The organism is Citrobacter sp. H12-3-2, from assembly GCF_009649895.1.
Lineage (GTDB): Bacteria > Pseudomonadota > Gammaproteobacteria > Enterobacterales > Enterobacteriaceae > Citrobacter > Citrobacter portucalensis.
Genome location: NZ_CP045837.1, coordinates 1,332,367 through 1,353,849, shown reverse-complemented (window position 1 = coordinate 1,353,849; position 21,483 = coordinate 1,332,367). Strand labels below are relative to the sequence as shown.

The following is a 21,483-nucleotide window of genomic DNA, read 5'->3' as shown; positions in this document are numbered from 1 at the left end:
TTATCGGTACCGATTAGTGATGTGACCATTCAATGCTGTTCAGATCCACGCCCTGTTTGAACATTTCCCACAGCGGAGAAAGGTCGCGCAGGCGGCCGATGGAGTTGCGAACCAGATTGATGGCGTAGTCAATCTCTTCTTCGGTAGTGAAACGACCTAAAGAGAAACGAATTGAGCTGTGTGCCAGCTCGTCGGTCATCCCCAGCGCGCGCAGCACATAGGATGGCTCCAGGCTTGCAGAAGTACATGCAGAACCGGAGGATACAGCCAGGTCTTTCAGCGCCATAATCAGCGACTCGCCTTCAACAAAGTTGAAGCTGACGTTGAGAATGTTCGGTGCGCCCTGCTCGAGGTCACCGTTGAGGTACACCTCTTCCATATCTTTCACGCCGTTCCACAGACGGTTACGCAGACTGCGCAGGCGCGCCATCTCGGTTTCCATCTCTTCTTTAGCGATACGGTATGCTTCACCCATGCCGACGATCTGGTGCACAGGCAGCGTACCGGAACGCATACCGCGCTCGTGACCGCCGCCGTGCATCTGCGCTTCAATACGAATACGCGGTTTACGACGAACGTACAGCGCGCCGATACCTTTCGGACCATAGATTTTGTGGCCGGAGAAGGACATCAGGTCAACTTTCAGTTGGCTCAGATCGATAGGCAGTTTGCCCACGCTCTGGGTCGCATCAACGTGATAGATGATGCCGCGAGCACGGCACATTTCGCCGATAGTCGCGATATCCTGCACCACGCCGATTTCGTTGTTCACGTGCATGATGGACACGAGAATGGTGTCGTCACGCATTGCCGCTTCAAGTTCTTTCAGGTCGATAATGCCGTTACGCTGCGGGGCGAGGTAGGTAACTTCGAACCCTTCGCGCTCCAACTGACGACAGGTATCCAGCACGGCTTTGTGTTCGGTTTTGCTGGTGATGATGTGCTTGCCTTTTTTCTGATAAAAGTTGGCTGCACCTTTAATCGCCAGGTTATCGGATTCAGTCGCACCGGAAGTAAATACGATTTCACGCGGGTCAGCGCCCACGAGGTCGGCAATCTGGTTACGGGCGATATCTACCGCCTCTTCAGCCTGCCAGCCGAAACGGTGTGAACGAGACGCTGGGTTACCAAAGTTTCCGTCCAGGGTCAGACACTGCATCATTTTCTCGGCAACACGCGGGTCCACCGGCGTGGTTGCGGAGTAGTCGAGATAGATCGGTAATTTCATTGCTCTATAAACTCCGTACATCGCTTCAATGCAAGGAATCAGGCAACCGGCTGGATGTACGACCGAGTTAACGGAGTGTGTAGCACCCCGGCCTGATTCTAAAATACTTTTATTATGCGCGTAACTTAACGTCGATCGCGTCTTGAGCACGATTAGTGCGTGGAGCGTCATGGGTATGCTGGCGACCAGACACATCCAGGACTTCCTGATTATTTACCAGTTCGCCCAACGTAATGTTGTTGAGGAAACCGGTCAGACGATCGCTCAGATCGCGCCACAGCGCGTGGGTCAGGCATTTATCGCCGCCCTGACAACCGCCTTTGCCCTGGCAACGGGTCGCATCTACAGACTCGTCAACAGCGCTAATCACTTCACCTACTGCGATGCTGCCGGCATCTTTACCCAGCAGATACCCGCCGCCTGGTCCACGTACGCTGGAAACCAGACCGTTTTTACGCAAACGGGAAAACAGCTGCTCCAGATATGACAGGGAAATTCCCTGACGTTCAGAAATATCAGCCAACGGTACCGGGCCCGTTTCGGAGTTGAGCGCAACGTCCAACATTGCGGTCACGGCATAACGCCCTTTTGATGTCAGTCTCATGTCTTACTTAGCCTCAAACTCGCCCCTGCCCGGGGTTTTTTATTGTAAAATGGGGGTATTGCATAGCAGGGGCAAGTCTGACATTCCCGACTAAATCAGTCAACTATTTACTTGACTAATTTAGTCAGGTATTTAACCTTCAGTGCCATTTTCACTTGCCGGATGCGCTTCGCTTATCTGGCCTACGAATCGTGCGGCCTGTAGGCCGGATAAGCGAAGCGCATCCGGCATTAGTACAGTTACTTGCTTTTATTCTGCTGCTCGATTGAAGCTAAAATCCCGCGCAGGATGTTCAGCTCCTGGCTCTCTGGACGCGCGCGCGTAAACAAACGACGCAGTTTATTCATCACCTGCCCCGGGTGCCCTTCGCGGATAAACCCGGTCGACAGCAGCGTTTGCTCCAGATGACCGTAAAAACGCTCTAAATCATCGACCAGCGGATACTCTGCTTCTTCGTAATCTACGGTCTTGTCGCTTTCCTGCGTCGCCAGCCAGGCCATGCGCACCTCATAAGAGATGACCTGCACTGCCATCGCCAGGTTGAGCGAACTGTATTCCGGGTTCGCAGCAATGGCGACGTGATAATGGCACTTTTGCAGTTCTTCGTTGGTCAGACCAACACGTTCACGACCAAAGACCAGCGCCACCGGCGAGTTCGTCGCTTCAGAGACACTTTTTAAACCGCATTCACGCGGATCCAGCATCGGCCACGGCAGCGTGCGGGAACGCGCACTGGTGCCTACCACCAGGCTACAGCCCGCCAGCGCTTCATCGAGCGTATCGACGATCTGCGCACTGCCGATCACATCACTGGCTCCCGCTGCCAGGGCGATTGCCTGGGAGTCCGGTTTAACCAGTGGATTTACCAGCCACAGATTGGTTAAACCCATGGTTTTCATTGCGCGGGCTACAGAGCCCATGTTGCCAGTGTGAGAGGTTTCCACCAGCACGATTCGAATATTTTGCAGCATTGTATTTCTTCGGCTAAAGATTATTCGGGCATATTATCATAAAACGAAGACATATTCCGAACTCGCTGCTATACTCTGCGCCGTTTTCCCGTTCTTTAACATCCAGTGAGAGAGACCGATGCATCCGATGCTGACCATCGCCGTGCGCGCAGCGCGCAAGGCGGGTAATGTAATTGCCAAACACTACGAAACCCCAGACTCTGTAGAAACCAGCCAGAAAGGCAGCAATGATTTCGTGACTAACGTCGATAAAGCCGCCGAAGCGATTATTATCGAAACGATTCGCAAATCTTACCCACAGCACACCATCATCACCGAAGAAAGCGGTGAACATGTTGGTGAAGATTTGGATGTTCAATGGGTTATCGATCCACTGGATGGCACCACCAACTTCGTAAAACGTCTGCCGCACTTCGCGGTATCCATCGCAGTACGCATCAAAGGCCGTACTGAAGTCGCCGTTGTTTACGATCCAATGCGTAACGAACTGTTCACCGCAACCCGTGGCCAGGGCGCACAGCTGAACGGCTACCGTCTGCGTGGCAGCACCGCCCGCGATCTGGATGGCACCATCATCGCCACCGGTTTCCCGTTCAAAGCCAAACAGCACGCCGCTTCTTACATGAAAATTCTGGGCAACATGTTTACCGAATGCGCGGACTTCCGCCGCACCGGTTCTGCTGCGCTGGATCTGGCCTACGTTGCCGCAGCCCGCGTTGACGGTTATTTCGAAATTGGCCTGCGCCCGTGGGATTTCGCCGCAGGTGAGCTGATTGCCCGTGAAGCTGGCGCACTGGTTTGCGACTTTACCGGTGGTCATAACTACATGGCGACCGGCAACATCGTTGCAGGTAACCCGCGCGTAGTGAAAGCCATGCTGGCTAACATGCGTGACGAACTGAGCGATGCGCTGAAGCGCTAATCGTTGATGCCGGATGGCGGCTAGCGCCTTATCCGGCCTACCAGGGAAGTTCCCCGTAGGCCTGATAAGCGAAGCGCCATCAGGCATTCATCCTACAACAGTGCTAAAACGGTCTTATCCCTCGCCCTACCGGCACCGCACTCATCCACATCACTACCGCAGCAGCGATCAGCACCGCACCACCGGCTAATGCCAGCGTCGTCCAGCCAATCTGTCGCCACAATACCGGCGCTTTATGCCCGCTAAGTTTCACCGCCAGCGAGCGGAAACTGTGTACCAACAGAGCCAGTGACGTAATCGTCAAAGAGGTTCCTGCCGCCATCGCCAGCGCCGACGCCATCCCCCAGCTAAACACGCCAACCACTTTGCTGAACAGTAAAACCATGATGGCCCCCGAGCACGGGCGCATCCCCATAGACAGCACGATCATCAACCGGGCACGCCAGTCATCACCACTTTGCAGCTGTTCAGGATCGGGCAAATGCTGATGCCCGCAGCCGCAACCCTCGTGATGCACATGATGCGGCGTGAAGGCAGTGAATTTTGGGCGGCGCAGCAGCTGGCGCAATTTCTTCAGCGCACGGACGCACAATAAAACGCCCAACACGCCAACCAGAGCATAACTCCCTTTCTCCAGCCAGAAACTACTCATATGTAGCTGTCGTGCGGGCAACTGCAAGATGGTAAGCACCACAACCACCAGTCCGATGGCGACCAGCCCCTGTAATAAAGATGAGGCTAGCGTCAGGCCAATACTCGACTTCAGCTTCGAGGGGTGCGTTGCCAGCCAGGTGGTAATGACGACTTTTCCATGTCCCGGCCCCAGCGCATGCAGAACGCCGTAGAGAAAACTAAACAGCAGCAGCGATCCCCCGGCCTGGGCCGGCCTGGCGGCAACTGCTTTCAGCAACCCGCTCATCTGTTGGTTAACGTCGCGCTGCCAGACGACACTTTTCATCATCACCTGCGGCCAGGCCTGCCATAGCCACAGTATGCCGCCTGCCGCCAACAGCAAAAAGACAGCCAGCGGCCATAGCGTCAGCCAGCGACGTCTGGCTGCGCGTTGTTGATAAACTACTGACATTGCAGCGTTACCGTCTGTGCAAACTGTTTACCCAACTCCATATCCTCCGGCGGTGCGTCTTCTTTATCCAGCGACTGCGCAAAGCTCAACGTTTGTTCATTCGGCGTCGGCGTATGTACTGAAATCCGGCATTTTTGGCTTATGGACTGCCCCAGCCTGGCGTCGCTATCTTTGTCATAGCTCATATCAACGTAGTAGGTCGGGTCGAAGGTTGAAATGGTATATTTTTGACCACTCAGCGGCTGAGCTTCGGCCAGCGGCAAAACGAACGTCAGCACTGCCTGGTGTTCCTCCCGCGCCATGCCATATTCCGTCGGCCTGTTTTTAAACTTTACCTTTTTCCCGTCGTGCCACACTTCGGTGAAATAGTGCTGCCCGAGAACGTTGGCCATCACTTCCGCCGCCAGTTTCTTCCAGATCTCATCACCAGGTTTGGCATTTCCCGCATCGTAAAGTAGATCCGCCGAGGTAATTTCATCCATCGTCCAGCGCATTTTCAGCGCGACGAACTGGTCATTCTCGCTCACTATCTCAGTTTTCAGATGGATAAAGCTGTGGGGATGCGCGCCTGCGCCAAAGGACAGGACAGCGAGAAACAACGTGATAATGATACGTTTAACGCCTTGCATGAGTTCTCCACGATGAAAATCTACACCGCCACAAATAATGATGCCGGGTTTGGCGAAAGTGTGCTGAGGATACCATTGAACGAAAAAATATTGAGTACCCTTTTCCGGTATCGATTCAGTTCTCAATTTCGATAATTTCTTCTTCGGGAAATTCCCCCCAAACACCTTTTAGGCGTCAAAACTTAAGTCAAATGATAACAAAATGTTAATTAATAGTTTCATTTTAATATTTAATTAACACTTAATTTGAAAACCTGAATGTAAAACTATGCAAATTTAACTAATTATTAACCATTTTATTTCTATAAATTCACAATAATGGGGGCATATCACATTTACCAAACTTATGATTCATTCCCTCTTCCATTCATTGTTAACTTCACGCCGTGACATGTCCTGCCCCCTACGAAAGGTACAACTATGAAATTCAAACTCGCATTACTCAGTGCAACCCTGGTTTCTGCATGCATGTTGTCCGGCACGTCCTTTGCGGCGGAAAAATATGAAATTGCTGTGGTTGCCAAAGTCACCGGGATCCCATGGTTTAACCGGATGGAAACCGGCGTAAATGAAGCAGCAAAAAAACTGGATGTGAATGCTTACCAGACCGGACCTTCAACGCCGGACCCGGCGCAGCAGGTGAAAGTGATTGAGGATCTGATCGCCAAAAACGTTAATGCGATCATCGTGGTGCCGAATGATGCCAAGGTCCTTGAGCCGGTACTGAAAAAAGCGCGCGATAAAGGCATCGTGGTGCTGACGCACGAATCCCCGGATGAGCAAATTGGCCAGTGGGATATCGAAACCATCGATAGTGAAAAATACGCACAGGCTAACGTCGATGAGTTAGCGAAAAATATGGGCGGCAAAGGCGGATATGCCATCTATGTTGGTTCGCTGACGGTCCCACTGCATAACGCGTGGGCGGATTATGCGATTAAGTACCAGAAAGAAAAATATCCGGAAATGTTCGAAGTCACTTCACGTCTGCCGGTCGCGGAAAGTATCGATAAATCCTACGCCACAACGCTGGATCTGATGAAAACCTACCCGCAGATGAAGGGCATTATCGGCTTCGGCTCGCTGGGTCCAATCGGTGCGGGTCAGGCTGTGCAGAAAAAACGCGCCAAAGATAAGATCGCCGTCGTCGGGATCGCTATGCCAGCGCAGGCAGCACCTTACCTGATGCGCGGTGATATCAAAAAAGCGCTGCTGTGGGATCCAAAAGACGCGGGCTACGCGCTGGTCACCGTTGCCGATCAGCTGTTGCAGGGCAAAGAAGTGAACGCCGATCTGAGTATCGATGGTTTAGGGAAAGCCGATATCGACACGGAGAAGAAAGTGATCCGCTTTAACAAGATCCTCGAAGTCACCAAAGACAACGCACAATCACTTGGTTTCTAAGGCTTTAGCCAACACCAGGGAACCTTAACGCCGACCGCCTGGTCGGCGCTATCAACCAAACTAACACTCAGCGTCCCCCCGGACGCGCGCAGGGGTATTGTCCATGGCAGACACCACCGCATTTATCACTCTTGAGAATATCAGCAAACAATTCCCGGGCGTGCTGGCGCTGGATAACGTGAATCTGACGCTGAGAAAAGGCGAAGTTCACTGTCTGGCGGGTCAAAACGGCTGTGGTAAAAGTACCATTATTAAAGTGATCTCCGGGGTTTATCATCCGGAAAAAGGCGCGCAGATTTTACTCGACGGAAAATTGTTCCATCATCTGACGCCGCAGCTCTCTTCCCATTATGGCATTCAGGTTATTTATCAGGACCTGTCGTTGTTCCCCAACTTTAGCGTCGCAGAAAATATCGCGGTCAACCGCTATCTGCCGGGTGGCGATATCTGGGTGCGTCGCGGCGCCATGAAGCAGCAGGCGCTGGCAGCCATGAAACGTATTGGGGTGAATATCGATCCCGATAAAAAAGTTGAAAAACTCTCAATTGCTGATCGACAGCTGGTCGCCATTTGCCGGGCGATTGCCGCCGATGCGCGTCTGGTGATTATGGACGAGCCCACCGCCTCGCTAACCCGCCAGGAGGTTAATGGCCTGCTGCGGGTAGTTAATGAACTGAAAGCGGCCGGAATTTGCGTCGTGTTTGTCAGCCATCGTCTGGATGAGGTGATGGAAGTGGCTGACCGCATCAGCGTAATGCGCGACGGCAAACTGGTGGGTACATACCCTGCCAGCGAACTCGACAGTCACGAACTGGCCTTCCTGATGACCGGACAACGCTTCCACTACAGCCCATTGCCGGAAAGACCTGCTATTGAGCAAGAGCCGCTGCTTGAGCTGCGCAATCTCAGCCGCAGAGGTAAATACCAGAACATCAATCTGTCGCTGCACGGCGGCGAGATCGTCTCCATTGTTGGTCTTCTGGGTGCCGGGCGCACCGAGCTTTGTCTGAGCCTGTTTGGTATGACGCACCCGGAAAGCGGCGAGATTCGCATTAACGGTCAGCCGGTTACTCTGCGCAATAACCATGACGCCATCCAACACGGGATCGGCTATGTCTCAGAAGATCGCCTGACGCAGGGGCTGATCATGGAGCAGTCGATCTACGACAACACCATCGTCACGGTGTTTGATCAACTGCACACCGGTAGCGGTCTGCTCGATCATCGTAAAGCGCAAAAGTTGGTCGCCGATTTAATCCGCGAACTGAATATCAAAGTGTCCGATCCGCACCTGCCGGTCAAAACCCTTTCCGGCGGTAATGCCCAGCGTATCGCCATTGCCAAATGGGTGGCGACCAATCCCCGCATCCTGATCCTCGACTCGCCTACCGTCGGCGTGGATATCGCCAACAAAGAGGGTATTTACCAGATAGCCCGCGATTTGGCTGAACAAGGTATGGCGGTGCTGATGATTTGCGATGAAATCCCGGAAGCGTATTACAACAGCCACCGTGTGCTGGTAATGCGTCGCGGCAAGCTGGTGGCGGAATTTAATCCTCATCAATGCCGTGAAGAGGAGATTGCTGAAGTGGTCGAGGTAATCAATGAATAAGATGCATCTCTCCCGTTTAATCGGGCAACATGAGTTCTGGCTGGGCCTGCTGGTTGTAGCCCTTGCCGTTGGGCTGAGCATCAGCACCGACGAGTTCTTGTCTTTGGGGAACCTGACGGATGTGGCCACCAGCTACGCGATTCTCGGCATCCTGGCCTGTGGGCTGTTTGTGGTGCTGATTTCCGGTGGGATCGACATCTCATTTCCGGCGATGACCGCGATAGCCCAGTATGCAATGGCCAGTTGGGTTATCGGTCACGGCGGCAACTTCGCGCTGGCGTTAATCATCGCTATTGCGGTAGGCCTGCTGCTTGGGCTGATCAACGGTTTTCTGGTCTATTGGCTACGCGTTCCGGCAATCATCATTACCATCGCCACGCTGAACGTCTACTACGGTCTGCTGGTTTACGCCACCAAAGGCACCTGGCTGTACGGCTTCCCGGACTGGTTTATGAACGGCATTAACTGGTTCTCATTCACCGCGGCGGATGGCTACGACTACGGTTTGACCCTCCCCCTGCTGTGCCTGGCGGCGGTGATCATTTTTACCGCCGTGCTGATGAACTATACCCGTCTTGGCCGTCAGGTTTACGCCATGGGCGGCAACCGCGACGCGGCCTCGCGCCTGGGGCTGAATCTGCTGAAGCTGCATTTTTACGTCTATGGCTACATGGGCATTCTGGCAGGCGTTGCCGCCGTGGTTCAGGCGCAAATCACCCAGTCAGTTGCGCCCAATTCGCTGCTCGGCTTTGAGCTGACGGTGCTGGCGGCGGTAGTACTCGGCGGAACCAGCATGAGCGGCGGGCGCGGTACGTTGACCGGAACCCTGCTCGGCGTGGTTCTGCTGGCCTTCTTACAAAATGGCCTGACGCTGCTTAGCGTCTCCTCTTACTGGCACACCGTGTTCAGCGGCGCCATTATCCTGGTCAGCATTAGCGCCACGGCCTGGAACGAAAAACGCAAACTGGCAAGGGAGCTTTGAGATGAAAACAATCGCCAGATTTTTACCCGGTGATGCCATCATTCGTCTGCAATGCGTGATTATTGTGGTCGTCGCCCTGGTCTTCTCGGCCCTGCTTGGCAGCCGTTTTTTCAGCGTCGCTAACTTCCAGTCGATTGGCTCACAGCTACCAATCCTCGGCATGCTGGCCCTCGGGATGGGCATGACCATGCTGACCGGCGGCATTAACCTGTCGATTATTGCCGGGGCGAACGCATGCTCGCTGGTGATGGCGGCGATTATCGTCACCCATCCGGATAACCCGCTGTTTCTGGTGCTGGCGCTGCTGGCAGGCGCTGCCGTGGCGGTGGCTATCGGCACGCTCAACGGTGCGCTGATTGCCTGGGTCGGGGTCTCGCCTATTCTCGCCACGCTCGGCACGATGACGCTTATCTCCGGGCTGAATATTCTGCTTTCCAACGGGACGGTGATTTCCGGTTTCCCGACCGCCATTCAGTACCTTGGTAACGCCACGATTGCCGGTATTCCGGTGGCGCTACTGCTCTTTTTCCTGGTGGCAATCCTGCTGTGGGTACTGCTGGAACACACCACGCTTGGGCGTAGCCTGTATCTCGTTGGTTCCAATGAACAGGCTACCCGCTACAGCGGCGTAAATACCGTACGGGTACAAATTTCGGTGTACGTGATTTCTGCCCTGCTCGGCTGGGTCGCCGCCATTTTGATGATGGCGAAATTCAACTCAGCTAAAGCCGGATACGGTGAATCCTACCTGCTGGTCACCATCCTTGCCTCCGTCCTCGGCGGTATCAACCCGGATGGCGGCTTCGGGCGCATTATCGGCCTGGTGCTGGCACTGATTGTGCTGCAAATGCTGGAAAGCGGCCTTAACTTGCTGGGGGTCAGCAGCTATCTGACGATGGCGCTGTGGGGCGCGGTGCTGATCCTCTTTATCGCATTACAGAATCGTAAAGCCTGATTTCAGGAGAAAAAATTATGGCAAGTTACTTTATTGGTGTGGATGTCGGAACCGGAAGCGCCCGTGCTGGCGTGTTTGATCTCAACGGCAGAATGGTCGGTCAGGCCAGTCGGGCCATCGAGATTTACCGCCCGCAGGCCGATTTTGTTGAGCAGTCTTCCGATAACATCTGGCAGGCGGTGTGTAACGCGGTTCGCGATGCGATTAACCAGTCGGATATCAACCCTATCCAGGTGAAAGGTCTGGGCTTTGACGCGACCTGTTCACTGGTGGTGCTGGACAAAGAAGGTAAACCGCTGACCATCAGCCCGTCCGGGCGCAGCGAACAGAACATCATTGTGTGGATGGATCACCGCGCCATTACTCAGGCCGAGCGCATCAACGCCCTGCATCATCGGGTGCTGGACTACGTTGGCGGCATTATCTCCCCGGAAATGCAGACGCCAAAACTGCTATGGCTGAAGCAACATATGCCCAACACCTGGGCCAATGCGGGATACTACTTTGACCTGCCCGATTTCCTGACCTGGCGCGCAACGGGCGATGACACGCGCTCATTGTGTTCGACGGTGTGTAAATGGACCTATATGGGCCATGAAGACAAATGGGATGCCAGCTATTTCCGCCAGATTGGGCTGGAAGATTTGCTGGAGCATGATGCTGCCAAAATTGGTCGCTACGTGAAAACCATGGGCGAACCGCTCGGTCACGGGCTATCCGCGCGCGCCGCCAGCGAAATGGGGCTGATTCCGGGGACCGCTGTCAGCGTCTCGATCATCGATGCCCACGCCGGTACCCTCGGCACGCTCGGGGCAAGCGGTGTTTCCGGCGAGGTGGCGGATTTTGACCGTCGAATCGCGCTGATTGGCGGCACTTCCACTGGACACATGGCGATTTCCAAAGAGCCGCGTTTTATCGGCGGCGTCTGGGGTCCTTACTACTCAGCCGTGCTGCCAGAATACTGGCTCAACGAAGGAGGACAGTCGGCAACCGGGGCGTTAATCGACCACGTTATTCAGTCGCATCCTTGCTACGAAACCCTGCTGGCGCAAGCTAAATCTCAGGGGCAGACCATTTACGAAGTGCTGAATGCGCTGTTGCGTAAAATGGCCGGTGAGCCGGAAGATATCGCATTTTTAACCCGCGATATGCACATCCTGCCCTATTTCCACGGCAACCGCTCGCCGCGCGCTAACCCAACGCTTACGGGCGCAATCACCGGACTGAAACTGTCACGTACGCCGGAAGATATGGCGCTACAGTACCTTGCGACCATCCAGGCTATTGCGCTGGGAACCCGCCATATCATTGAAACGATGAATCAAAGCGGCTACACCATCGATACGATAATGGCCAGCGGCGGCGGGACGAAAAACCCAATCTTCGTTCAGGAACATGCCAACGCCACCGGCTGCGCGATGCTGCTGCCTGAAGAGAGCGAAGCCATGCTGCTGGGTGGCGCCATGATGGGAACTATCGCCGCGGGCGTTTTCGAAACCTTCCCGGAAGCGATGTCGGCGATGAGCCGGATTGGTAAAACGGTTACCCCGCAAACAAATCGTATTAAGCAGTACTACGATCGCAAATATCGGGTATTCCACGAGATGTATCAGGATCATATGAAATACCGCCAGTTGATGCAGGAGGACGCATGAGCGACTCCTGGTCTCAGGCCACCGGCGTATTTCAGCTCTATAGCGATGCCCTGGCGGGTCTGGGGCAGCATCTGACTGAACCGCTCTGGCAGTCGCTGATGGCGGAGCTGCGCGGCTGTCGGGGGAAAATCGTCGTCACCGGCGTCGGCACCTCCGGCATTGCGGCGCGTAAAGTGGCGCATATGCTTGCGTGCGTGGAACGTCCGGCGATTTACCTCAACGCGACGGACGCGGCGCATGGCGATCTCGGTTTTTTACGCGCCAACGACCTGGTGATTATGCTGTCGCGTGGGGGGAATTCGGACGAACTCACCCGGCTGCTGCCCGGACTAAATGCGCGAAATGTGCCGATTCTGAGCGTGACTGAAAACGCCGATTCAGCCATTGCTAAAGCGTCGAGACTGGTGATTTCCACCGGCGTCCAGCGTGAGGCCGACCCGCTGAACATGTTGGCCACCACCTCAATTTTACTGGTGCTGGCTATCTTTGACGCCGCCTGCGCCTGCCTGATGAGCGAAAGCGGTTACTCAAAAGAGACGCTGTTGTCTGTGCATCCAGGTGGTGATGTGGGATTAACACTGAGCCGTGGTAAGTAACGCCAGACAGCGCTCTTGTTACCCACCTATTTGCAGGTGTAATGGCGGTCAGTTAAACATGTAGGGAGAACGTTTTACTCTGAATAAGTTTCCGTTCACCTTATGTGCATCGCTTCTCTGATATCGCTATACCCGTGAACGTGCAAGGGAGGCTCACCGCCGCCTCCCTTGCATCCCAGGCTCCCGGCGGGAAAATCGTCGCTGCGCGAGCTATTCGTCTTATTCCGTCTGCCTGTCGGGTCGGGGCCGAGCCTGCATCCATGCAGGCCGTCCTCTCTGCCCGCATCCCTGCGGGCAGACCCGGTCAGCCGTCAACGCCTCATCGATTTTCAGCCGGACCGGGGTCATCGCTTCAACGCTCTGACTTCCAGTTAAATCTGTTTTGCTGTTTTAACAAAAAACGCAGAAGGTGGGGTGTGAGCTGGTCCGGCTGAAAATTGCCGACGTGTTTCCGTAAGGCCGGGAGAGCCAGCATGGATGCTGGCTCAGGGCGCGCTTTACAGGGACGTTACATCGCGCCCGGCCCTGTAGCCTGGAGGAATAAGCTGAGGGAACCGCGGAGCGGCAATTTTCCCGCCGGGAGCCGGGATTGTTAAGGGTGCGGCGATAGCACCCTTAACACGTTCACTGCCGTTCAGTGTACAGAGAAGCGATGAACATAAGGTGAACGGAACCTTTTCTCGGAGAAAACATATTCATTATGCTCCGCCAACATATGTTGATACAGGAGCATTAACAGTACGTCATTGCGCAACCTGCCGGTTTATTTATATCTAAACAAAAGATAAAACAGTGAAAAAGCGGATTAACGCGCTGCGTTCCACTACCGCTATCTGTTCCGCACGTTAAAAATTCTGTGACGCTCTCCAGCATTCCTGGTGGAAAGCATTCCATTCTCAAAATCTATGAGCAAACTTTAGCTATTCTTATCAAACATACTCACGGGAGAATCTACAGATGATGTCAACGCTTGCCCCACCATCTGTACTTTCCGCTCCCCAGCGCCGTTGCCAGGTGCTGCTGACGCTTTTCCTGCCGGGGCAAATCGCTACTACACAAACCTTCAGCAGCCTCAACGGTGTCGATGATGCCACGGTTCAGGAAGATATTATTGGCGCAGGACTCGAAATCCAGCGCTATCACCGGCTCGCGATAGCCACCGCGCAGAATGGTGGCTATACGATCGAAGGAACCCCGCTAAATCAACGTCTGTGTCTGTTGCAGTGGCTGCGCCGTGGCCTGCGGATTTGCCCTGCCTTTATCGCCCAGCAGTTTACCCCGGCGTTAAAAGCAGAACTTAAACAACGGGGGATCGCACGTACGCTGTATGACGACACCAATCTGCACGCGCTCATTAATCTGTGTTCCCGGCGCTTGCAGAAACCGTTTGAGTGTCGTGACATCCAGTTCCTGCGCCTGTATTTACAGTACTGCCTGCTACAGCACCACGCGGGGATCACCCCGGAGTTTAACCCACTCCAGCAACGCTGGGCGCAATCCTGCGCGGAATATCCGCTCGCCGAGGAAATTGGCCGTCACTGGCAGCGCCACGTCATGCAGAGTGCACCGCTGGGCGAATCGCTGTTTATGGCGTTGCTGTTCTCAATGCTTCGTATCCCCGACCCGATTCGCGATAATCACCAGCAGGATCGCCGCCTGCGCCTTGCTATTGCGCGGCTGGTGCTGCGTTTTCGCGAGTATGGCAATGTGCGCTTCAGCGATGAGCAAGGGCTGAATGACCAGTTGTATATCCACCTGGCTCAGGCACTGAACCGCAGCGTGTTTGCCATCGGCATTGATAACACGCTGCCGGAGGAGTTCAGCCGCCTTTATCCCCGGCTGGTTCGTACTACCCGCGAGGCAATTCACGGCTTCGAGGCCGAATACGATGTGCAATTTTCCGAAGAAGAGATCGGGCTGGTGGCCGTTATTTTCGGCGCCTGGCTGATGCAGGAGAAGGATTTACACGAAAAGCAGATTATCCTGCTGACCGGTAGTAACGAACAACTTGAAGTACATATAGAGCAACAGCTGCGCGAACTGACGCTGCTGCCGCTCAACGTAAAACATATGCCGATGCAGGACTTTCAAAAAGAGGGTGCCCCGCGCGGCGTAACGCTGATTATTACGCCGTACACCACGCCGTTACCGCTATTTTCACCCCCGTTGATTCATGCGGATCTGGCGCTTACGCCGCATCAGCAGCAGCAGATCCGCAAAATCCTCGAATCATAACGTTGCAGGCTGCGCGACCACCTTCGGGCGCAGAACGATTGCCGGGAGCGCCACCAGCGCCATCACCCAGAACACGCCGCTGCCCAGATTCTGGTACAGATAGCCCGCGAATACGGTCATGATGGCGATACTGCCGCCCATCGCTATCGCGGAATACACCGCCTGCAAACGAATAACTTCGCTCCCCTGGCGTGCCGCGATATAACGCATTGCCGCCAGGTGGCAGACGGTAAAGGTTCCGCAATGGAGGATTTGCACCACGATCAGCCACGGCAGCTCGGTGCTCCAGCCCATCAATCCCCAACGCACCACCCCGCAAACGGCGGAAAGCAGCAGCAGATCGCGGGCGCTGAAGCGACGGAACAGCTTGTGGCTAAGTGCGAAAATAATCACCTCCGCCACCACACCTAGTGACCATAAATAGCCCACCGCCGAAGCGGAATATCCGGCAGACTGCCAATAGATGGCGCTGAAACCATAATACGCAGCATGCGCCCCCTGTAGCAGACTCACGCAAGCAAGAAAACGCCAGCTCTGGGTTATCAGCGCGCGCCAGGCGGGCCATCCCGCACTCTCCTGCTGACGGTTTTCACCCGCTGGCTGCACGCTCGGGCGAATCATCATGCCCAGCAGCATCGAGGCGACGCCAAGCGATAGCAGGACCAGGATCACCCGATAGTCAAACAGGCTCACCAGTTTGCCGGTTAGCGCGGAGCCGATCACAAAAGCCACGGATCCCCACAGTCGCACCCGACCGTAATCCATGGTTATCTGTTTCTGCCAGGTGTTGGCCAGCGCATCGGTCAGCGGTACCAGCGGTGAGAAAAACAGGTTGAAGCCGACCATCACCACCATCAGCCACGCCACGTTGGTTCCCGCCCAGAAGGCCAGCGCAAACACCAGCGTCAACAGGGCCAGAATACGTAACGCTGAGATCAGCCGAGAGGGATCGCTCACACGCGGCGCAATCAGCAAACTACCGAGAAAACGGGCAATCAGCCCCGCGCCTAGCAGTAAACCGATGGTTTCCGGCGTCAGCCCTAACCCTTCGAGCCAAACGCTCCAGAAAGGCAGAAAGATACCGTAGCTAAAGAAGTAGGTGAAATAACCGAGCGCCAGCCAGCGCGTGGAATGCAAAGCCATGGGTCCTCCCGTTTTGGAAGCCCTAGTCTAATGACTCAAACCACATTCTGAAGAGTACTACCGTTCACATTTACGAAATAATTGTGACAAACATCACCTTTAACCAACACGATTGGTCATCCGCATCCGCAATCGTTTACATCTGTATGATTTTGCAGCAGGGAACATGATGGGATGAATAAACAGTAATGCAAGGAATTGAATGGATTTTGCGAAAAATACTCAGCTGAATACCAAAATCCTTAATATCATCACAAGTATATCATTTAGCAGCCAATATTCGTGATTGCAATATTTTGACTCCGTACTAATTTAAAATTATTTAAATGTAATAGCAGTTAGCCCGTTCATTTTTAATAAATATAATCTGAAAATCTCACTTATTAATATGACTGCCAGCGCATATCGAATACCATTGCCCAGCAATTAATTTTGATCTTTGTCTTTTCATTAATTTAATTGCTAACAGGTTAATCAAATAAGAGGGACTTTAATGAACAAAATTGCAAAATCTATAGCGGTTAGCTTGCTGGCGCTTTCTGCGGGAAGCGCATGGGCGACGGACGGTAAAATTGAATTTACGGGTGAAATTCTAACCAGCACCTGTGAATTCGCCGATGGTGACGTCATCAACGTGGAACTGGGTCATTACGCCGCCGCACAGTTTAAAACTGTCGGTGATACCAGCCCGGCGATTCCGGTTAATATTCCGTTGGAAAACTGCCCAGCCTCCCCGTGGGAGCACGTTGATGGCACAACGGACAACTCGTTCCAGCTGTGGCTGGAAACGCGCGCTGGCGGCACTGTAGCCGATCACGACGATCTGGTCGCCGTTAGCAGCATGGATACCGCCGCAACCGGCGTGGGCATCCGTATCGCAAGAGCCAGCGACAACGCAACGATGGTGCTGAATAAGCTGCCCGCGGCTGATTCAAAAATCAGCTTTGCCCCGGAAGCCGATGGCACCACTATCGTAGGGCTACAAGCCTATTACGTCTCCACTGTTGATCCTAAAGAGATCTCCCCAGGCGAAGCCAACGCCAGCGTTGACGTCACCATCGACTACCGCTAATCCCGTATACCGTCTCTTTCCATCCCTTCTTCCCGCTGGGATGGAAAGAGACGTTTTTTGACATCAGGTTAAGGATAACAGCGATGAAAAAAAACACCGCGCTCGCTTTGGCATTGGTGCTGGGCAGTTGGGTCAGCCAAAGCCTCGCTGGCGGTATTGTGCTACAGAGAACCCGTGTCATCTACGATGCCGGGAAAAAAGAGGCCGCGCTGCCGGTGGCTAACCACAGTGAAGGTCTGCCTTATTTATTGCAGTCGTGGGTCGACAATGCACAGGGAACCGCACGAGGCCCCTTTATTATTACACCGCCGCTTTTTCGCCTCGATGCTGATAACGATTCATCATTACGAATTATAAAATCATCTGAAAACATTGCTAACGATAAAGAATCGTTGTTCTTTATTAATGTGCGCGCTATTCCTGCCAAAAGCCAAACCACCGATGCGAATAATAATACGCTAACGCTGGTATTTAAAACACGAATAAAACTATTTTATCGCCCGACAAATTTAGTCGGCAAGCCGTACGATGCTTATAAATCTCTTGAATATAAATATAGCAATAATGAGTTAGATATATATAACCCATCGGCTTATCACGTCGTATTCGCCGGTCTTGCGTTAGGGAAAACCGATCTCACGAATAAAATCGATTACATCGCTCCCGGCGAGCATAAACGGCTGGCGGTCCCCGCAGCCGCAGGGAAAACGGTGCGGTGGGCCGCGATCAACGACTATGGCGGTACCACCAAAACAGAAACCCAGACACTGCAATAAGCCACGCCTCACGATGATAGCTCTCAGGGAATGACAAGCGATATGACGCAAAGAACGCCGAATTTATCAACCGTGAAGCCACTTGCCTTCTGGTTGCACTGCGCAATCGCCAGCGGATGCCTGGCCTCCGGCCATGCCTGGGCCGGTGACTTCTACTTTGACCCAACCCTTCTGGAAACGGAGAAAAGCGGCCAGCAGGCGGTGGATCTGGCGGTATTTTCGCAGAATAACGCCCAGCTTCCCGGCGAATATATTGTTGATATTTATATTAACAACAAGAAAACCGGTCAGCGTAGGCTGCCGTTTGTCGCGGGTAAAGACCACCAGTTGATTCCTCAGTTCACCCTCGGGCAACTGCGTGAGCTGGGCTTTAAAATCGACAACTATCCACAGTTGGCGGAGCAGGACAACGCCACGATAGTAGCCGACCTGACGCAGGCGATTCCCGGCAGCATCTCACAGTTTGATATCAACCACAGCCGACTGAATCTCAGCGTGCCGCAGATTGCCCTTTACCGTGACGCCCGCGGCTATGTAGATCCTGCACGCTGGGACGACGGGATGCCGGTTTTGTTCACCAACTACAACTTTAGCGGTTCGCAAAACCAGTACGACAACGACAGCGATCGGCGTCAGTATCTGAATATGCAAAATGGTGCCAACATCGGCCCCTGGCGACTGCGCAATTACTCGACCTGGGCGCACAGCGATAATGACACGCGTTGGGATAGCATTAATAGCTGGCTACAACGGGATATCAAAAGCCTGAAATCGCAGTTGGTGATAGGCGAGAGCGCCACCGAAGGCACGGTGTTCTCCAGCTATCAGTTTACCGGCGTGCGGCTGTACTCTGATGAAACCATGCTGCCCAACAGCCAGCGCGGCTTTGCGCCGACCATTCGCGGCATCGCCAACTCCAGCGCTATCGTGACGGTACGGCAAAACGGCTACACCCTGTATCAAAGCAACGTTCCGGCTGGGGCTTTTGAAATCAACGATCTCTACCCTTCGGCGTTCAGCGGCGACTTAGACGTCACTATCGAAGAAGCCGACGGCAGCATACGTCATTTCGTCCAGCCGTTCTCCGCGCTGCCGCAGATGCAAAGACCGGGTTATCTAAAATACAGCGTCACCGCGGGGCGCTTTCGCGCTGCCAGCTCGCAGGACAGCCACGAGCCGGAGTTCCTTGAAAGCACCGCCAGCTATGGTCTGAACAACGCGTTCACGCTTTACGGCGGCCTGAACGCCTCGCAGGACTACCGAGCGCTGGCGCTGGGCCTCGGCTCTACGCTTGGCGTTCTGGGGGCAGTATCGATGGACGTCAGCCGTGCGGACACTCAGCTTGATAACGATGAAAGCTATCATGGCTACAGCTGGCGCACCCAGTACATCAAAGACCTACCGGAAAGCGGCACTAGCGTGTCGCTAAGCTACTACCGCTACACCAGCAGCGGTTATTTCAACTTCTCCGACGCCAACCAGAAGGGTATCAACGGCGGCGATCACCTGCGCGATGAAGCTCAGTTCACTGTCAGCCAGACGTTGTTTTCTGGTATCAGTTTCTACGCCTCTGGCTCGCAGCAGGAGTACTGGGATCGCGAGCAGCAGGATAAAAATCTGTCCATTGGCCTGAACGGCAATCTGTGGGGCGTGAGCTATAACCTCAGCGGCCAGTTTACCGACTCACATGACAGCGACAACGACCGTACGCTGTCGCTCAGCCTGAGCGTGCCGTTGGATCGCTGGCTGTCGCATGCGCAGGCAACCTGGCGCACCACCGACCAGCGCGATCGCGCTACTCAGCACGAAGTGGGCATCAATGGCTCGCTGCTGGAAGACTGTCGGCTGACCTATAACCTGAAACAACGGCAAAGCGAAGGCGGCGATCCGGGCAGCAGCAGTCTGTACGGCAGCTACCGTTCTGCCTACGGCACCGTGAATGCCGGTTACGACTACAGCAGCGATAACCGCCAACTGAGCTACGGCCTCTCTGGCGGTATTGTCGCCCATCGTCACGGCGTGACCCTGTCGCAGTCACTGGGCAATGCCTTTGCGCTGATTGACGCCAACGGCGCGGCAGGGATCCGGGTGAAAAATTACCCCGGCATCGCCACCGACTATTTTGGCTATGCCGTGATCCCCTATCTGACCGCGTATCAGGAAAACGCCATCTCTCTCGATACCACAATGATGCCGGATAACGTCGACGTCACCGAAACGGTGCGCACCGTAGTGCCTAATCGCGGTGCCGCCGTAACGGCACACTTTATTGCCCAGACCGGCTACCGCGTACTGCTGAAACTCACCGATGCGCGCGGAAAAGCACTGCCCTTCGGCGCCATCGCCAGCAGTCAGACGCAGCAGAGCATCGTCGATGAAGGTGGCGTGCTGTATATCACTGGTGTAAACAGCCAGCCGCAGATCTGGTCCGTGCGCTGGGGTAATCAGCCAGATCAACAATGCCAGTTTACCTTCAGCCTGCCGGAAGATGCTGCTCGCAACACCGCAATACAAAATGGGAACTCGCTATGTCAATAAAGAGTCCGTGGATGAAAAATGGGATTACCGCCGCGCTACTGGCGCTATCTATCACCCCGGTCTACGCGGTGACCGGGGCCTGCTCCGCGACGGGAAGCTTTAACGTCAATATAGCCAGCGACTGGACGCAAGCACAGAACGTCACGGGAACCTCGCTGGAACTGCCAACGCCGCTCTCAGGCAATGCTTATCAAATCGATTGCAGCTGTAGCGCGGGTAGCAAAGTGGCGTTGTACTATACGGTCACCAGCGCGCTATCTAAAAACGGTAAACTCAGCGGCTTTTACCAGTTAAATGATAATCTGGATATTAAAACTGAAGTTGATGACATTCCCGGGAAGACGGCGGTCACGCCGCAGAACACTAAACCTATCCAGGAAAGTGGCTCTTACAGCCCCAGCAGCAGCAAAGGTAGCGTGTGCACGGCTGACCCAGCGGAGATCCGCGCCGCGCCGGTAAACATTGGCGCGAGCACCCGTTTTACGCTGTACGTCACCAAACCCTTCCTGGGGGAACTGGTAATTCCAGACACCCTGGTCGGCTCAGTACAGGCCGGATGGACCAGTTCGGCCACCCCACCATCGGTGAGCAGCATGGAAGATATCGCCGAACTGCGCATCCAGGGGAGCATCACCGTGCCCCAGGATTGTAAAATCAACCAGGGCGACGTGATTCAGGTCGATCTCGGTTTTATCAACGCCAACCGTTTCACCACCAAGGACCAGATGCCGGACGGCTATACACCGGTCAATTTTGACATTCACTATGACTGCGGTGATACCTCAACCATCAAAAATAGCATGGAAATGAGGATTGATGCTGATGATGTGATTGAGCAGTACACGTTAGTCGCCCGCCGCCAGGAAGCCAATAATGTCCCGGACATCGGTGTGAGAATGGCCCGTATCGACGGCACCCATGTCAATGTCCCGTTCACAAATGGATTGATCAATATCGATCCTTCCGGCAAGGGAGTAATCAACCTGGAAGCCTGGCCGATTAATATGCTCGGCGGCACGCCCGCACCGGGGAAATTTAGCGGTACCGCGACCATCACCGTTCTCGTGAAATAATGGC

The 21,483-nt window shown here is 54.2% G+C and carries 18 protein-coding genes; 12 read left to right on the top strand and 6 right to left on the bottom strand.

Going from position 1 to position 21,483, the window contains the following annotated elements; genetic code table 11:
* Positions 1 to 13 precede the first annotated feature (13 nt).
* The 3 genes from iscS to trmJ all read right to left on the bottom strand — a co-directional run bounded on the left by iscS (position 14) and on the right by trmJ (position 2,803).
* Positions 14 to 1,228 (bottom strand): cysteine desulfurase, encoded by a 1,215-nt coding sequence (gene iscS, locus GHC22_RS06410; RefSeq protein ID WP_003835233.1) that lies wholly within the window; start codon positions 1,226 to 1,228, stop codon positions 14 to 16.
* Between the two features lie 112 nt (positions 1,229 to 1,340).
* Entirely contained in the window at positions 1,341 to 1,832 is a 492-nt protein-coding gene (gene iscR / locus GHC22_RS06405; protein WP_003037674.1) for a Fe-S cluster assembly transcriptional regulator IscR, read from the bottom strand.
* 239 nt (positions 1,833 to 2,071) lie between these two features.
* Positions 2,072 to 2,803, bottom strand: a complete 732-nt coding sequence (gene trmJ, locus GHC22_RS06400) for a tRNA (cytosine(32)/uridine(32)-2'-O)-methyltransferase TrmJ (protein WP_003835235.1) — start codon at positions 2,801 to 2,803, stop codon at positions 2,072 to 2,074.
* A 118-nt stretch (positions 2,804 to 2,921) separates the two neighbouring features.
* Here trmJ and suhB point away from each other — a divergent pair, with 118 nt between their 5' ends.
* Positions 2,922 to 3,725, top strand: a complete 804-nt coding sequence (gene suhB / locus GHC22_RS06395) for an inositol-1-monophosphatase (protein ID WP_003835237.1) — start codon at positions 2,922 to 2,924, stop codon at positions 3,723 to 3,725.
* A gap of 103 nt (positions 3,726 to 3,828) precedes the next feature.
* Here suhB and GHC22_RS06390 read toward each other — a convergent pair whose 3' ends face one another.
* Positions 3,829 to 4,809, bottom strand: a complete 981-nt coding sequence (locus GHC22_RS06390) for a nickel/cobalt transporter (protein ID WP_149607866.1) — start codon at positions 4,807 to 4,809, stop codon at positions 3,829 to 3,831.
* Entirely contained in the window at positions 4,800 to 5,438 is a 639-nt protein-coding gene (locus GHC22_RS06385) for a DUF1007 family protein (RefSeq protein WP_048225041.1), read from the bottom strand. Before GHC22_RS06385 ends, GHC22_RS06390 begins: the two co-directional genes overlap by 10 nt.
* A gap of 420 nt (positions 5,439 to 5,858) precedes the next feature.
* Here GHC22_RS06385 and GHC22_RS06380 point away from each other — a divergent pair, with 420 nt between their 5' ends.
* From GHC22_RS06380 to csiE, 7 genes are all read left to right on the top strand, one after another.
* The gene (locus tag GHC22_RS06380) at positions 5,859 to 6,842 is read left to right on the top strand and encodes an autoinducer 2 ABC transporter substrate-binding protein (RefSeq protein ID WP_003037665.1); all 984 of its coding nucleotides are present in this window, start codon (positions 5,859 to 5,861) and stop codon (positions 6,840 to 6,842) included.
* A 103-nt stretch (positions 6,843 to 6,945) separates the two neighbouring features.
* The gene (locus GHC22_RS06375) at positions 6,946 to 8,454 is read left to right on the top strand and encodes a sugar ABC transporter ATP-binding protein (protein ID WP_008785466.1); all 1,509 of its coding nucleotides are present in this window, start codon (positions 6,946 to 6,948) and stop codon (positions 8,452 to 8,454) included.
* A complete protein-coding gene (locus GHC22_RS06370; protein ID WP_008785467.1) occupies positions 8,447 to 9,436 on the top strand; it encodes an ABC transporter permease in 990 nt (329 codons plus the stop codon). Before GHC22_RS06375 ends, GHC22_RS06370 begins: the two co-directional genes overlap by 8 nt.
* Position 9,437: 1 nt before the next feature.
* Positions 9,438 to 10,391, top strand: coding sequence for an ABC transporter permease (locus GHC22_RS06365; protein ID WP_003037658.1), 954 nt, complete (start codon positions 9,438 to 9,440; stop codon positions 10,389 to 10,391).
* A gap of 17 nt (positions 10,392 to 10,408) precedes the next feature.
* On the top strand, positions 10,409 to 12,046 hold the full coding sequence (locus GHC22_RS06360; RefSeq protein ID WP_008785469.1) for an FGGY-family carbohydrate kinase: 1,638 nt from the start codon (positions 10,409 to 10,411) through the stop codon (positions 12,044 to 12,046).
* Positions 12,043 to 12,642: an SIS domain-containing protein gene (locus GHC22_RS06355; protein WP_153752480.1), complete on the top strand. Its 600-nt coding sequence runs from the start codon at positions 12,043 to 12,045 to the stop codon at positions 12,640 to 12,642. Before GHC22_RS06360 ends, GHC22_RS06355 begins: the two co-directional genes overlap by 4 nt.
* Before the next feature lie 957 nt (positions 12,643 to 13,599).
* Complete coding sequence (csiE, locus tag GHC22_RS06350; protein WP_032944230.1) at positions 13,600 to 14,877, top strand: stationary phase inducible protein CsiE; 1,278 nt, start codon at positions 13,600 to 13,602, stop codon at positions 14,875 to 14,877.
* Here csiE and GHC22_RS06345 read toward each other — a convergent pair.
* Positions 14,872 to 16,020: a 3-phenylpropionate MFS transporter gene (locus GHC22_RS06345; RefSeq protein WP_008785472.1), complete on the bottom strand. Its 1,149-nt coding sequence runs from the start codon at positions 16,018 to 16,020 to the stop codon at positions 14,872 to 14,874. The two genes, csiE and GHC22_RS06345, sit on opposite strands and share 6 nt — an antisense overlap.
* 493 nt (positions 16,021 to 16,513) lie before the next feature.
* Between GHC22_RS06345 and GHC22_RS06340 the strand changes: the two genes are divergently transcribed.
* The 4 genes from GHC22_RS06340 (at position 16,514) to GHC22_RS06325 (ending at position 21,479) form a co-directional block, all read left to right on the top strand.
* Positions 16,514 to 17,092 carry a fimbrial protein gene (locus tag GHC22_RS06340; protein ID WP_008785473.1) on the top strand — a complete coding sequence of 193 codons (579 nt, stop codon included), beginning with the start codon at positions 16,514 to 16,516 and terminating at the stop codon, positions 17,090 to 17,092.
* Positions 17,093 to 17,175: 83 nt separating this feature from the next.
* Positions 17,176 to 17,868, top strand: coding sequence for a molecular chaperone (locus GHC22_RS06335; RefSeq protein WP_032944234.1), 693 nt, complete (start codon positions 17,176 to 17,178; stop codon positions 17,866 to 17,868).
* A gap of 42 nt (positions 17,869 to 17,910) precedes the next feature.
* A complete protein-coding gene (locus GHC22_RS06330; protein WP_153752478.1) occupies positions 17,911 to 20,406 on the top strand; it encodes a fimbria/pilus outer membrane usher protein in 2,496 nt (831 codons plus the stop codon).
* Positions 20,397 to 21,479 carry a fimbrial protein gene (locus GHC22_RS06325; protein WP_153752476.1) on the top strand — a complete coding sequence of 361 codons (1,083 nt, stop codon included), beginning with the start codon at positions 20,397 to 20,399 and terminating at the stop codon, positions 21,477 to 21,479. Before GHC22_RS06330 ends, GHC22_RS06325 begins: the two co-directional genes overlap by 10 nt.
* Positions 21,480 to 21,483: the final 4 nt, after the last annotated feature.